Below are 12831 nucleotides of genomic sequence, written 5' to 3' on the forward strand. Positions count from 1 at the left end.
CCTGATCAATGGTTCTTTTCGGCCGCATGATTGATCGTGTACTTCGGAATCTCGACCACCAGGTCTTCGGTTCCCACGATCGCCTGGCACGACAGGCGCGACACGGGCTCCAGGCCCCACGCGCGATCGAGCAGGTCTTCTTCTTTTTCTTCAGGCTCGTTGAGCGACGCGTAGCCTTCGCGCACCAGCACGTGGCAGGTGGTGCAGGCGCAGACGCGGTCGCAGGCGTGCTCGATTTCGATATCGTTTTCGAGCATGACGTCGCACACCGACTTGCCGGCGGGCGCCTCGATGACGGCGCCTTCAGGGCAGAAGACGGGATGGGGAAGGAATACGATTTGTGGCACGGTGATTGTCCTGGTAGTGTTTCTTAAATTTCGTCGAGCGTTTTGCCTGCCAGCGCCGAGCGCACGCTCTGGTCCATGCGGCGCGACGCGAATTCTTCGGTGCCGTTGGCCAGCGCATCGACCGCGGCGTGCAGGGCGGCCTGCTTCGCCGCCGGCTCGCCGTCCTCGACGTTCGACGCCGCCAGCGCGGCGCGTACGCCGTCCATCAGCGTGTCGACCAGGGCGCGTTCCTCGTTCGAGAGCAGCGCGGCGTCGCCATCGAGCGCCGATTGCGTGGCCAGCAGGATGCGCTCGGCCTCGACCTGTTCTTCGCGCAGCGCGCGCCGCACCATGTCGACGTCGGCCGAGGTGTACGAATCCTGCAGCATGCGCGCCACTTCATCGTCGGCCAGGCCGTAGGATGGCTTGACGGTGATCGACGCTTCGACGCCGGAACGCGTTTCGCGCGCCGACACCGACAGCAAGCCATCGGCATCGACCTGGTAGGTGATGCGGATGCGCGCGGCGCCAGCGACCATCGGCGGAATGCCGCGCAGCTCGAAGCGCGCCAGCGAACGGCAGTCCGACACCAGTTCGCGCTCGCCCTGCAGCACGTGCACCGCCAGCGCGGTCTGGCCATCCTTGAAGGTGGTGAATTCCTGCGCGCGGGCGCATGGAATGGTCGAATTGCGGGGGATGATTTTTTCGACCAGGCCGCCCATGGTCTCGATGCCGAGCGAAAGCGGGATCACGTCGAGCAGCAGCCAGTCGTCGCCGGCGGCGCGGTTACCGGCCAGCAGGTTGGCCTGGATGGCCGCGCCGAGCGCCACCACCTTGTCCGGATCGATGTTCGCGTGCGGGATGGTCTTGAAAAATTCGGTGACCGCGCGCCGCACGTGCGGCATGCGGGTGGCGCCGCCAACCATCACCACGCCATCGACATCGTCGACCGACACCGAAGCGTCGCGCATGGCTTTTTTGATCGCGGTCATGGTCTTGTTGACCAGGTGCCTGGTGATGTCGGCAAAGACTTCGGCGCTGATCCTGACGTGCACGATCTCGCCGGAGTTGAGCATGGCGTCGATGGTGGTGTCGGCGTTGGTCGACAGCAGTTCCTTGGCCTGGCGCGCCTTGACCATCAGGATCGCGGTGTCTTCGTCGGACAAGGGGGCCAGCTTGGCCTGCTCGCACACCCAGCAGAACAGGCGGTGGTCGAAGTCGTCGCCACCCAAGGCGGAATCGCCGCCCGTGGACAGCACCTCGAACACGCCCTTGGACAGTTTGAGGATGGAGATGTCGAAGGTGCCGCCGCCCAGGTCGTAGACGGCGAACACGCCTTCGGAACCGTGATCGAGGCCGTAGGCAATCGCCGCGGCGGTCGGCTCGCTCAAGAGGCGCAGCACGTTCAGGCCGGCCAGCTGGGCCGCATCCTTGGTGGCCTGGCGCTGGGCGTCGTCGAAGTAGGCGGGCACGGTGATGACGGCGCCGACCAGCTCGTCGCCGAGCGAGTCTTCGGCGCGCTGGCGCAAGGTGGCCAGGATCTGGGCCGAGATTTCAACCGGGCTTTTGATGCCGGCCACGGTCTTGAGCTGCACCATGCCGGGCGAATCCTGGAAATCGTAGGGCAGGTTTTCGGCGTAGGCGATGTCGGCCAGGCCGCGCCCCATGAAGCGCTTGACCGAAACGATGGTGTTCTTCGGATCGGTGGTCTGGTGGGCCTGGGCCTTGTAGCCGATGTTGGCGTGGCCGTTCGGCAGGTAGCGTACGATGGACGGCAGCAGCGGGCGGCCCTCTTCGTCGCTCAACACTTCGGGACTGCCGCTGCGCACCGTGGCGACCAGCGAATTGGTGGTACCCAGGTCGATGCCGATGGCCAGCCGGTGCTGGTGCGGCGCGGTCGACATGCCGGGTTCTGAGATTTGCAAAAGTGCCATGTGATTACCGATTTCTTTTTATATGCGAATGACTTCGTCGTTCCTGCGGGCGGGAATGACGTGGCACGCGCGGGAACGACGGGGTACGCGCGGGACGGGAAAGAACATCAACACGCACGGCGCAAGCGTCCGACAGCGTGCCTACTGCTCCAACGCGTCAAAGGCGAAGCTAAGTTCTTCGCCGAATTTTTCCAGAAACATCAGCGCCCTCACCCCTTGCGCCGCCTGCTCGAAGTCGCCCGCATCGAGCTGCGCGCCGATCTGGACCAGGCGCGAGGTGCGCTCCTGCCTGACCTGCTCATCGAGCGTTTCCAGCGCGCCAAGATCCTTGGCCGCGCGCGCGTCGCCGAGCGCTTCGCGCCATTCCATCTGCTGCATCAGGAACGCCATCGGCATGGCCGTGTTCGACTCGGTTTGCAGGTCGACGCCGTTCTGCTCGCACAAATACTGCGCGCGCTTCTGCGGGTTTTTCAGGGTCTGGTAGGCTTCGTTGGCGCGCGTGGCCCACTGCATGGCGACCCGTTTTTCGGCGTCGGTGGCGTTGACGAAGCGGTCGGGATGCACCTGCCCCTGGACGTCGCGGTAAGCGGCGTCGAGGGCGCCCGTGTCGAGCGTGAAACGGGGCGGCAGGTTGAAGAGATCGAAGTGATTCTGCATGGATGCGGCTATCCGACCGAGGTCAGATGCGGAAGCTTTCGCCGCAACCGCACTCATCCTTGACGTGCGGATTGTTGAAGCGGAAACCTTCGTTCAAGCCCTCGCGCGTGAAGTCGAGCTCGGTGCCATCGATGTACGGCAGGCTTTTCGGGTCGACAAAGACCTTCACGCCATGCGACTCGAAGACATTGTCTTCGGCCGCCGCTTCATCGACATATTCGAGCTTGTAGGCCAGGCCCGAGCAGCCCGTGGTGCGCACGCCAAAACGCAAGCCGACACCCTTGCCGCGACGTTCAATGAAGCGGTTGATGTGCTTGGCTGCTTTTTCGGTCAGTGTGATTGCCATGTTTCCCTCCGCGTTTGCTACGCTTGTTTCAACTTCAGGCGACGGCCGGATGCTTGGTCTTGTAGTCCAGTACGGCTGCCTTGATCGCGTCTTCCGCCAGGATCGAGCAGTGAATCTTGACCGGCGGCAGTGCCAGTTCTTCGGCGATCTGGGTGTTCTTGATCGACAGCGCCTGGTCCAAGGTCTTGCCCTTGACCCATTCGGTCACCAGCGACGACGAGGCAATCGCCGAACCGCAGCCGTAGGTCTTGAATTTTGCGTCTTCGATCAGGCCATCGGCGCCGACCTTGATCTGCAGCTTCATCACGTCGCCGCAGGCCGGCGCGCCGACCATGCCGGTGCCGATGGTTTCGTCGCCCTTGTCGAAGGCGCCGACGTTACGTGGATTTTCGTAGTGGTCCAACACTTTGTCCGAGTATGCCATGGTAAAACTCCTGAATATTCAATACGGTTAGTGGGCTGCCCATTGGATCGAACTGATGTCGATGCCTTCTTTGAACATATCCCACAGCGGCGACAGTTCGCGCAGCTTGTGGACTTTCGACTTGAGCAGGTCCACTGCGAAGTCGATGTCGGCTTCGGTCGAAAAACGGCCGATGGTAAAACGGATCGAGCTGTGCGCCAGCTCATCGCTGCGGCCCAGGGCGCGCAGGACATAAGATGGTTCCAGGCTGGCCGAAGTACAAGCCGAACCGGACGACACGGCGATATCCTTGATCGCCATGATCAGCGACTCGCCCTCGACGTAATTGAAGCTCACGTTCAGGTTGTGCGGCACGCGGTGTTCCATGTCGCCATTGATATAGACTTCCTCGATCTCCTGCAAGCCCTTGGCCAGACGGTCGCGCAGCGCGGTGATGCGCGTGATTTCGCTCTCCATCTCTTCCTTGGCGATGCGGAAGCATTCGCCCATGCCGACGATCTGGTGGGTCGGCAAGGTGCCCGAGCGCAAGCCGCGCTCGTGGCCGCCACCGTGCATCTGCGCTTCGAGGCGCACGCGCGGCTTGCGGCGCACGTACAGGGCGCCGATCCCTTTCGGGCCGTAGGTCTTGTGCGCGGTGAAGGTCATCAGGTCGACCTTGCTGTTGGCCAGGTCGATCTGCACCTTGCCGGTTGCCTGGGCAGCGTCGCAATGGAAAATGATGCCTTTCGAGCGGCACAGCGCGGCCAATTCTTCGATCGGCTGGATCACGCCGATTTCGTTATTGACCAGCATGACCGACACCAGGATCGTGTCCGGGCGGATCGCCGCTTCGAGTTGGGCGACCGTGATCAGGCCGTTGTCTTGCGGTTCGAGGTAGGTGGCGTCGAAACCGACGCGTTCGAGTTCGCGCACGGTGTCGAGCACGGCTTTATGCTCGGTCTTGACCGTGATGATGTGCTTGCCCTTGGTCTTGTAGAACTGGGCCGCGCCCTTGAGCGCGAGGTTGTTGCTTTCGGTTGCGCCGGAGGTCCAGATGATCTCGCGCGGATCGGCGCCGACCAGGGCGGCCACGTGGGCGCGCGCTTCCTCGACTGCCGCTTCGGCGGTCCAGCCGTACATATGGCTGCGCGATGCCGGATTACCGAACTGCTCGCGCAGGTAAGGAATCATTTTGTCCGCGACGCGTGGATCGATCGGCGTCGTCGCCGAATAATCCATGTAGATCGGGAAATGCGGGGCAGTCACGAAAGTCTGCTCGAGGTTTTTGTCCAAAGGCGCGTTCATCAAATCACTCCAATATGCTTCAATTTTGTCCGACGGCGGCGTGCGGGCGGTGTACGTGCACGACGTTTTGTTCAGAATTCTTTTGCTTCTGCTGGTCGACCAGGTCTTGCAGCGAGACCGAATCGAGATAGTCGACCATCTTTTCGTTCAGCGTGGCCCACAGCTCGTGGGTCATGCAGCGGGTGCCGGTGGCCGTATCGGCGCCGTGGCAATTTTCCTTGCCGCCGCACTGGGTCGCATCGAGCGGCTCATCGACAGCGATGATGATATCGGCCACGGTGACCTTGTCGGCGCGGCGCGCCAGACTGTAGCCGCCGCCCGGACCGCGGATCGATTCGACGATTTCATGGCGGCGCAGCTTGCCGAACAATTGCTCCAGATACGAGAGCGAAATGGCCTGGCGCTGGCTGATGCCCGACAGCGTGACGGGGCCCTTGCCCTGTCGCAGGGCAAGATCGATCATCGCAGTTACAGCAAAACGGCCTTTTGTGGTCAGACGCATCACAACCCCGGTCACAGTGTTAAAATATTGCCTCATTTCAATCAACAACGTCGATGAAGACTGCCATCAAAGACCGTATTAGTTGATCGAATTAGTCAAGTATACCAAATACGGGGCATCTTGTCTTGGAACGCCCTATTTCCCCCCAGGAGTGGCAGGTCCGGCGTCTGGACGCGAGCCCGGCATTGCACCGGGGCCTGGCGGTAGCGGCGCATCCGCCATGCATGGGGCGATGCAGCCGCGGCGTGCGGATTATCGGCCCTTGCCGCACTCGGGCGTCCCGCTCAGTTCCACGGAATTTTCAGCTTTCCCTGCGGGTTACAGGCCGGCGGCGCGCAACAAGTGCATCGGCCCGAACAGGGCTTGCATGCCGGCATGCTGGATAAATGACAAATTATACGGATGCTCGGAGCTCAGCTGCGGAAAACTCTTCGTTTCTGGCAATTTCTGTAGTTGTTCCGCAATTTTTCCCCATAAAACCAGGGTCGGCGCCGGTTCCCGGGCAGCCAGCGCCGCCATGACCGTTTGCAGGAACGGCAGCCAGGCGCGCGCATCGATCACCGGCGCGACATGGGAACGGAACACCAGCGAGGCATTGAGCAGCAGAAACCCATGCTGCGTCAGATTGTGCTGCAACTCGGCCAGGGTCTGGATGCTCCCGTTGCCCGCTGCCGCTGCCGCCACCGGCGCCATGGCAGCACCGCCGGTGTCGCCGGCCTGCAGCTGCCCATCGGCTACCAGCAGCATTTTCATGAAATTGCGCAGCGAGGTCGCCTTGTTGACTGGCTTGGAGAGCCCGCTCTCGCACCATAGCTTGCCGACGGCCCCATCCATGAAGCACACGCCGGTGGCGCTCTCGGCGCGCGGGTACGGCCCCTCGCCCACCAGCACGTAGCGCACCTGGTCGAGCGGCAAGGCGAAGGCGGCGAACAGGCGCTGTTCCGTCGGAAGATAGTTGTCGGCGGCCAGGGTCGGCAGGTACAGGGGCTCGGCGCGCATGACCGCTTCCAGTCCCTGGCGCAGGATCGGCTGCCAGGATGGGTCCGCGCGGGAGACGGCGTCGAGAATGGCGGGAGGAATGGGTTGGACGGACATCGGAACCTGCCGGTAAAAAAGGGAGGATTGTAGCCGACTCGCCTCGCCGGCAGCGTGCCGGGTGATGCAATTTCAACCACGCGGCCCGTTTTTGGGAAAGCGTGCATGATGCTGCCAACCCGATTGGGATGACGCAGTAACAACTAACCTGTTCAGCTTGGAGACTCCTATGCAAACCATTCAAAATGTCATGACCCGCGATGTTCAACGCGTTTCGCCGGAAGACAGCGTTCACCGCGCCGCGCAGATCATGAAAGAATTCAATATCGGCTCCGTTCCTGTCGTCGATGGCGAGAAACTGGTCGGCATGATCACCGACCGCGACATCGCCGTGCGCTCCACCGCCGCCGGCAAGGCGCCGGAAAGCCACCGCGTCGGCGACGTGATGAGCACCGAAGTGCGTACCTGCTACGCGACCCAGTCGGTCGATGAAGTACTGACCCAGATGGGCGACGTGCAGATCCGCCGCGTGCCGGTTGTTGACCAGCAATCGCACTCGCTGGTCGGCATTGTGTCGCTGGGCGACATGGCAACCAAGCAAACTACCGGCGTCGGCGTAGCACTGCAAGAAATTTCGTCGCCAAGCGATGGCGCCGCGAAAGCGAACTAAGCACTGCTAAAGTTCTCCGCAGACGGGGCCGCGCCTCGTCTGCCAACGTACAGCACCATACCGGCATCTCGGCATCTCGGCATCTCGGCAAAGCCAGCCATTCCTCCTGCCGCAAAACCCTTTGCAGCACCTCAAGCCGCACTGCGCCCCATCGCTTCGAGCGCGCCAACCCATTTGTCCACCGCCTGCCGTTCCGGATCGCCCACCATGCCGATCAGGGTATCGCGCACCGGCGCCACACCGACAAACCCTAATATATTGCGCTTGAGCGATTTGACGCTGTGCGCCCGAAAATACCAGCGATACAGCAGCGCCGGCATGCCCATCGTTACCACCACGCGCGCGGAGCGTCCGGACAAGCCCTTTTTGGCCAGCGGATGCATGCGGTCGTCCGGAAAGGCAAAACCCGGCCGCGCCACCTGCTCCAGGAAGCCCTTGAGCAAGGCAGGCATATCCCCCAGCCAGAGCGGAAAGAAAAACACCATGTGCTGGGCCCAGCGGATATCGTCCTGCGCCTGCTGCAAGCCGGGCGGCAAGGGGCCGTGCTCCCACTCGTCCTGGCTGCGCAGGATGGGAAAGTCGAGCGCGGCGACCTGCGTTTGCCGCACCTCGTGCCCCGCCTTTGCCGCACCGGCCCCGTACGCCGCCGCAAGCGCATGGCACAAGTGCCCCTGTGCCGCATCGGGATGGCCCTGGATTAACAAAATGCGCTTATGCATGGCATGCCTTCCGACAGAATCGCAGTGTCATACGTCCCCCTCAGCACGGCGAGCGCAGATGGCTTACCTGTCTATAGGACACGCCAGCGCCAGCATGGTTCCCTGCCTTGATATGGTATTGCGCATGGGTCTGCTCCTGTCTTGTGCGAACCAGGACGGCTATGCTCAGGGGAATCGGGGCGTTTGCCCTGCCGGACTCACCGAAAGGGGAACAGCATGTCTGACAAGAATCTTACTCAAGGCACCGAACGATCGTTTTCTTCAACCCTGGCGGCGATCGCCTGGTCGTTCGTCGGCCTGCGCCGCAAATCGGACTTCGACCGCGACGTCACGGCCCTCAATCCCGTGTACGTAATCATGGCCGGGCTGATCGGGGTGGCGCTGCTGATCGCCACCCTGCTCGGCCTGGTGGCTTTCGCCACCCGCTGAGGACCTGTTCCGGCAAACAGCGGCAGGCCCCGGGCTGCCGCCTATTCGGCGTCGGGCTGGCGCGATGGATGCGCGTCGGCAAAGGGCGGCAGCGCGGCGCACACGGCATCGATGCGGGCGATGGTCGGATACGGCGCCATGTCCACATTAAAGCGGCGCGCGTTGAACACCTGCGGCACCAGGCAGCAGTCCGCCATGGTTGGCATCTCGCCGTGGCAGAAACGGCCTGTATCTCGCGAATGCGCCAGATGCGCTTCGAGAGCGGCCATTCCTTCGCGCAACCAGTGCACATACCAGTCTGTTTTGGCTTCTTCCGACAAGCCAACCTCCTGCACCAGATGGCGCAGCACGCGCAGATTGGTCAGCGGATGAATGTCGCAAGCGACCATCAGCGCCAGCGAGCGCACCCGCGCCCGCCCCAGCGCATCGCGCGGCAGCAAGGCCACCTGCGGATGCACCTCTTCCAGGTATTCGAGGATGGCAATCGACTGTGTCAGCGTGGCGCCCTTGTCCTGCAGGCTGGGCACCAGCGCGCTGGGGTTGATCGCCAGATACTCGGGCGCCAGCTGCTCGCCGCCATTGCGCAACAGATGCACGGGCACCGAATCGTAGCCCACGCCTTTCATGTTGAGCGCAATGCGCACCCGGTAGGCGGCGGAACTGCGGAAATAGGTGTACAGCTTCATGGCCGGCGCTCCTCATACATGGATACTGTCTGGTCGATGGCGCCGAAGATGCTGGCGCCGGCGGCATCGAACATCTCGATGCGCACGCTGTCGCCAAATTTCAGGAATGACGTTTTCGGTGCGCCGTGCTCGATGGTTTCGTACATGCGCACTTCGGCCAGGCAGCAGTAGCCGACGCCGCCATTATCGATGCTCGATCCGTGCAGGTTGCCCTGCTTGTTCGATACCGTGCCGGAACCGATGATGGTGCCAGCGGCCAGTTCGCGCGTTTTAGCCGCATGTGCAACCAGTTGCGCGAAGTTGAAGGTCATGTCGTCGCCCGCGTTCGGCTTGCCGAACGGCCGCTCGTTGATCTGCACATTGAGAGGCAGGCGCAGCTTGGTATCCTGCCATGCGTCGCCCAGTTCGTCGGGCGTCACGCACACTGGCGAAAACGCGCTGGCCGCCTTCGACTGGAAGAATCCGAAGCCCTTGAGCAGTTCGTTCGGAATCAGGTTGCGCAGCGAAACGTCGTTGACCAGCATGACCAGGCGCACGGCTTGCGCGCTGCGCTCGACACTGGCGCCCATCGGCACGTCGCCGGTGATGACCGCCACTTCCGCTTCCAGGTCGATGCCCCATTCTTCCGACAGCGCGTAGATGGGGTCGCGCGGACCGATGAAGGAGTCCGAGCCGCCCTGGTACATCAGCGGATCGGTGTAGAACGATGCAGGAACCTCGGCATTGCGTGCTTTTCGCACCAGTTCCACGTGATTGATATAAGCCGAACCGTCGGCCCACTGATAGGCGCGCGGCAGTGGCGAGTGGCACAGTTCCTCGTCGAAGGGCTGCGCGTCCCAGGTGCCGTTGTCGTTCAGGGCAATGTAGACCGCCTGCAAGCGTTCGACGACATCGTCCCAGTTGTCGAGCGCAAACTGCAAGGTCGCGGCAATCTTGGGAACCTTCTGATAACGCGACAGGTCGCGGCTGACCACGACCAGCGAGCCATCACGCCCGCCCGATTTCAATGTTGCAAGTTTCATGTGTGCCTTAGTGTTGGTCCGCTTGTGGGGTTTCGTGCATCCATGCCGCGTGTTTTGGCGCCTTGCGCGTCTCGGACCACTCGTTGAGCATGTCCCATTTGACGGCGTCGAGCTTCTGCTGCATTTCCGGCGTGGCCGTGTTGACGGCCAGTTCGAGGCGGTGGCCATTGGGGTCGAAGAAATAGATCGACTTGAAGATGGTGTGGTTGGTCGGGCCGATGACGTCGATGCCGTCCGCTTCAAGGCGCGCCTTGGCCGATAGCAGCTCGTCCATGGAGCCGACTTCCAAGGCCAAATGCTGGACCCAGGCCGGCGTATTCTCGTCGCGGCCCATCGGCGCCTGGCTCGGCAACTCGAAGAATGCCAGCACATTGCCCATGCCGGCGTCGAGGAAAACGTGCATGTACGGGTCGGGCGCGCCGGTCGACGGCACCTGGTCTTCGGCGATGGCCAGCACGAAGTCCATATTGAGGTATTTGACGTACCACTCGACTGTCTCTTTGGCATCCTTGCAGCGGTAGGCTACGTGGTGAATCCTGGTGATTTTCATGCTGTGCTCCCCTGTTGATTCCCCTATTAGAGTGCAAAACGAACTATCATTCAAACAATATTTTCAACGCGACTTATCAGATTAAGCTATGAATCCCACTTTGCGCCAGATGCGCGCGCTGGTTGCGCTTGCCAAGACCGGCAGTTTTACCCTGGCGGCCGAGTATCTGCACGTGACGCAATCGGCGCTGTCGGGGCTGATCAAGGAGCTCGAACTGACCCTGAGCGTGCGCGTGGTCGACCGCAGCACGCGCCGCATCGCCCTGACCGAGGTGGGACGTGAACTGACGCCCCTGTTTTCCAAGATGATCGACGACCTCGACGGCGCGCTGCTCGACATCGCCAGCCAGACACGGCTGAAGAAAGGCGTGGTCCGGATTGCAGCCCCGCAGTTGATGTCGTGCACCTTGCTGCCGCAGGTCATCGCCGCCTACCGCAAGGCGTATCCGGAAATCCAGGTGCGCCTGGTCGATTGCGGGGTCGAAAACGTGACCGCGCGCGTATTCAGCGGCGAGGTCGACTGCGGCATCGGCCCCGAGCGCGACCCCACGGCGCAGATCGAGGCTGCGGTACTGTTCGAGATGCCGTTTGTGCTGGTGTTCCCGCAGCAGCATGCGCTGGAGCGGAAGGAGCGCGTGACATGGTCGGATCTGGCGGCCTACCCGTTCATTTCGCTGCAGGGGCAGTTTACCGAACGTTTGCTGAGCGACATGCACCATTCGCTGCGCGATGTGCCGCTCAATCCCGTCAACGAAGTGACGTTCATGACGACCGCGCTGGCCATGGTCAGCGCCGGACTGGGCGTGACCGTATGCCTGCCGTATGCCGAACCGCTGGTACGCTTGCACCAGTTGCACATGCGCCAGTTGCACGAGCCGGAACTGACGCGGCGCTTTTTTGTGTACACGCGCGACAAGCGCTCGCTCTCGCCGGCGGCCGAGAGCTTTATGGCCTTCCTGTTCAAGTTCGTCGAGTCGCATGACTGGAACATTCCGGTCGCGCCCGATCACGCGCCTGGAATATCCACAGCCGGTCACACGGCGCCGTAGGCTGCGCCGATGGCGCGCCGCCTCTATAATTAATGCTCGCCTCCAACGGATTCTGTCCATGTCACACAACACCATCGCCATCAACCAGCGCATGGATCAATTCGACGGCCACCATCGCGTGTGGCTGTTCGGCTATGGCTCGCTGATCTTCAAGGCGGACTTTCCGTTCATCGAGCGCAGACCGGCGACGATTACCAATTGGACCCGGCGCTTCTGGCAAGGTTCACACGACCACCGCGGCACGGAGACTGCCCCGGGGCGCGTGGCCACGCTGATTGCCCAAGCCGGCGCCGTCACCGCGGGCATGGCTTACCTGATCACGCCCGAAGTGTTTGCCCATTTGGACCACCGCGAAAAGAACGGCTATCTGCGCCTGGCAACCGACATCCGCTTCGAGGACGGCGGCAGCGAACTGGGGCTGGTGTACATCGCGACCGAAGACAATGCCGCCTTCCTCGGCGAGGCCAGCGAGCGCGATATTGCCCGTCAAATCGCGCGCTCGCACGGCCCGAGCGGCGCCAACCGCGATTATCTGATCGACCTGGCGCACGCGCTGCGCGAACTGGGCATGGAGGACGCACACGTGTTTGAGATCGAGCGCCATTTAACTGAGATGCGTGAATAACAAAGCAAGTGAATAACAAAGCAATCAAGGCAGCCAAGGAAGCAGCGAACATCACTCCATCGGGCCGATTGCACTAGCCAAACAAATCAAGCTGCCCCGTCGCGTTGCCGCATTGCTTGGCCGGCGCCGTCGGCACCACCAGAGGCCGCTTGAACTGTGAGGTATCGAGTTGCGCAAAGCGCCCGCTGGGACAGCAGCAGCGTCGACTCCCTGCGCCGACCCAAGATCGCCTCGCCAATCAACATCACCAAAATCCCGACCGACAACGGCTCCCAATTTACCGACCGGCTTACGATGAAAGACAAGAAGCCCAGTGGGCAGCATGCATTCGATAAATTCTGTGCCGGCATGGGCATCGCGCACCATTTGACACCGCCACGGCACCCGCAATCAAACGGCATGGTCGAACGCTTCAACGATCGCATTAGCGAGCTGCTACAACAGACCCGATTCGACAGCCAAGCCGACCTGGAGACGACCTTACTCAACTACCTGAAGCTGTACAACCACCACATTCCGCAGCGTGTCATTGGTTCCAAAACGCCGATTTAAGCGCTCAAGGCATGGCAGCAAA

General features: G+C 62.0%; 16 protein-coding genes and 1 pseudogene. 5 read left to right on the plus strand and 12 right to left on the minus strand.

Features of this window, described 5'->3' with window-relative positions; all coding sequences use genetic code 11:
- Positions 1 to 5 precede the first annotated feature (5 nt).
- From fdx to RBA41_RS13640, 8 genes are all read right to left on the minus strand, one after another.
- Entirely contained in the window at positions 6 to 347 is a 342-nt protein-coding gene (gene fdx, locus RBA41_RS13605) for an ISC system 2Fe-2S type ferredoxin (protein ID WP_054263701.1), read from the minus strand.
- Between the two features lie 23 nt (positions 348 to 370).
- On the minus strand, positions 371 to 2260 hold the full coding sequence (gene hscA, locus RBA41_RS13610; RefSeq protein WP_306624504.1) for a Fe-S protein assembly chaperone HscA: 1890 nt from the start codon (positions 2258 to 2260) through the stop codon (positions 371 to 373).
- Positions 2261 to 2401: 141 nt separating this feature from the next.
- Positions 2402 to 2917, minus strand: coding sequence for a Fe-S protein assembly co-chaperone HscB (hscB, locus tag RBA41_RS13615; protein WP_306624505.1), 516 nt, complete (start codon positions 2915 to 2917; stop codon positions 2402 to 2404).
- 22 nt (positions 2918 to 2939) lie between these two features.
- A complete protein-coding gene (gene iscA / locus RBA41_RS13620; protein WP_166876663.1) occupies positions 2940 to 3263 on the minus strand; it encodes an iron-sulfur cluster assembly protein IscA in 324 nt (107 codons plus the stop codon).
- Between the two features lie 34 nt (positions 3264 to 3297).
- Positions 3298 to 3687: a Fe-S cluster assembly scaffold IscU gene (iscU, locus tag RBA41_RS13625; RefSeq protein ID WP_099876445.1), complete on the minus strand. Its 390-nt coding sequence runs from the start codon at positions 3685 to 3687 to the stop codon at positions 3298 to 3300.
- A 27-nt stretch (positions 3688 to 3714) separates the two neighbouring features.
- Positions 3715 to 4971: an IscS subfamily cysteine desulfurase gene (locus RBA41_RS13630; protein ID WP_306624507.1), complete on the minus strand. Its 1257-nt coding sequence runs from the start codon at positions 4969 to 4971 to the stop codon at positions 3715 to 3717.
- Between the two features lie 19 nt (positions 4972 to 4990).
- On the minus strand, positions 4991 to 5473 hold the full coding sequence (gene iscR / locus RBA41_RS13635; RefSeq protein ID WP_099876440.1) for a Fe-S cluster assembly transcriptional regulator IscR: 483 nt from the start codon (positions 5471 to 5473) through the stop codon (positions 4991 to 4993).
- Between the two features lie 318 nt (positions 5474 to 5791).
- Positions 5792 to 6568, minus strand: a complete 777-nt coding sequence (locus RBA41_RS13640) for a uracil-DNA glycosylase family protein (protein WP_306624508.1) — start codon at positions 6566 to 6568, stop codon at positions 5792 to 5794.
- A 169-nt stretch (positions 6569 to 6737) separates the two neighbouring features.
- Here RBA41_RS13640 and RBA41_RS13645 point away from each other — a divergent pair, with 169 nt between their 5' ends.
- A complete protein-coding gene (locus RBA41_RS13645) occupies positions 6738 to 7178 on the plus strand; it encodes a CBS domain-containing protein (protein WP_306624510.1) in 441 nt (146 codons plus the stop codon).
- A gap of 131 nt (positions 7179 to 7309) precedes the next feature.
- Here the strand turns inward: RBA41_RS13645 and RBA41_RS13650 are convergent, their stop codons facing one another.
- A complete protein-coding gene (locus RBA41_RS13650) occupies positions 7310 to 7897 on the minus strand; it encodes an NAD(P)H-dependent oxidoreductase (protein ID WP_306624512.1) in 588 nt (195 codons plus the stop codon).
- Between the two features lie 216 nt (positions 7898 to 8113).
- Here RBA41_RS13650 and RBA41_RS13655 point away from each other — a divergent pair, with 216 nt between their 5' ends.
- On the plus strand, positions 8114 to 8326 hold the full coding sequence (locus tag RBA41_RS13655; protein ID WP_306624514.1) for a DUF2970 domain-containing protein: 213 nt from the start codon (positions 8114 to 8116) through the stop codon (positions 8324 to 8326).
- Between the two features lie 41 nt (positions 8327 to 8367).
- Here the strand turns inward: RBA41_RS13655 and maiA are convergent, their stop codons facing one another.
- From maiA to RBA41_RS13670, 3 genes are read right to left on the minus strand one after another with little or no spacing between them, the layout of a single operon-like run.
- Positions 8368 to 9012, minus strand: a complete 645-nt coding sequence (gene maiA / locus RBA41_RS13660; RefSeq protein ID WP_306624516.1) for a maleylacetoacetate isomerase — start codon at positions 9010 to 9012, stop codon at positions 8368 to 8370.
- Entirely contained in the window at positions 9009 to 10034 is a 1026-nt protein-coding gene (locus tag RBA41_RS13665) for a fumarylacetoacetate hydrolase family protein (protein WP_306624517.1), read from the minus strand. The genes maiA and RBA41_RS13665 overlap by 4 nt, the downstream gene beginning before the upstream one ends.
- Before the next feature lie 7 nt (positions 10035 to 10041).
- A complete protein-coding gene (locus RBA41_RS13670; RefSeq protein ID WP_306624518.1) occupies positions 10042 to 10584 on the minus strand; it encodes a VOC family protein in 543 nt (180 codons plus the stop codon).
- A gap of 88 nt (positions 10585 to 10672) precedes the next feature.
- Here RBA41_RS13670 and RBA41_RS13675 point away from each other — a divergent pair, with 88 nt between their 5' ends.
- From RBA41_RS13675 to RBA41_RS33475, 3 genes and pseudogenes are all read left to right on the plus strand, one after another.
- Positions 10673 to 11632 carry a LysR family transcriptional regulator gene (locus RBA41_RS13675; protein WP_306624519.1) on the plus strand — a complete coding sequence of 320 codons (960 nt, stop codon included), beginning with the start codon at positions 10673 to 10675 and terminating at the stop codon, positions 11630 to 11632.
- A 58-nt stretch (positions 11633 to 11690) separates the two neighbouring features.
- Positions 11691 to 12257 (plus strand): gamma-glutamylcyclotransferase, encoded by a 567-nt coding sequence (locus RBA41_RS13680; RefSeq protein WP_306624520.1) that lies wholly within the window; start codon positions 11691 to 11693, stop codon positions 12255 to 12257.
- A gap of 249 nt (positions 12258 to 12506) precedes the next feature.
- A pseudogene (locus RBA41_RS33475) lies at positions 12507 to 12806 on the plus strand (integrase core domain-containing protein); the annotation flags it as partial.
- Positions 12807 to 12831: the final 25 nt, after the last annotated feature.

Origin of the sequence: Massilia scottii, from assembly GCF_030846495.1 — a bacterium.
GTDB classification, from domain to species: Bacteria; Pseudomonadota; Gammaproteobacteria; order Burkholderiales; family Burkholderiaceae_D; genus Telluria_A; species Telluria_A violaceinigra.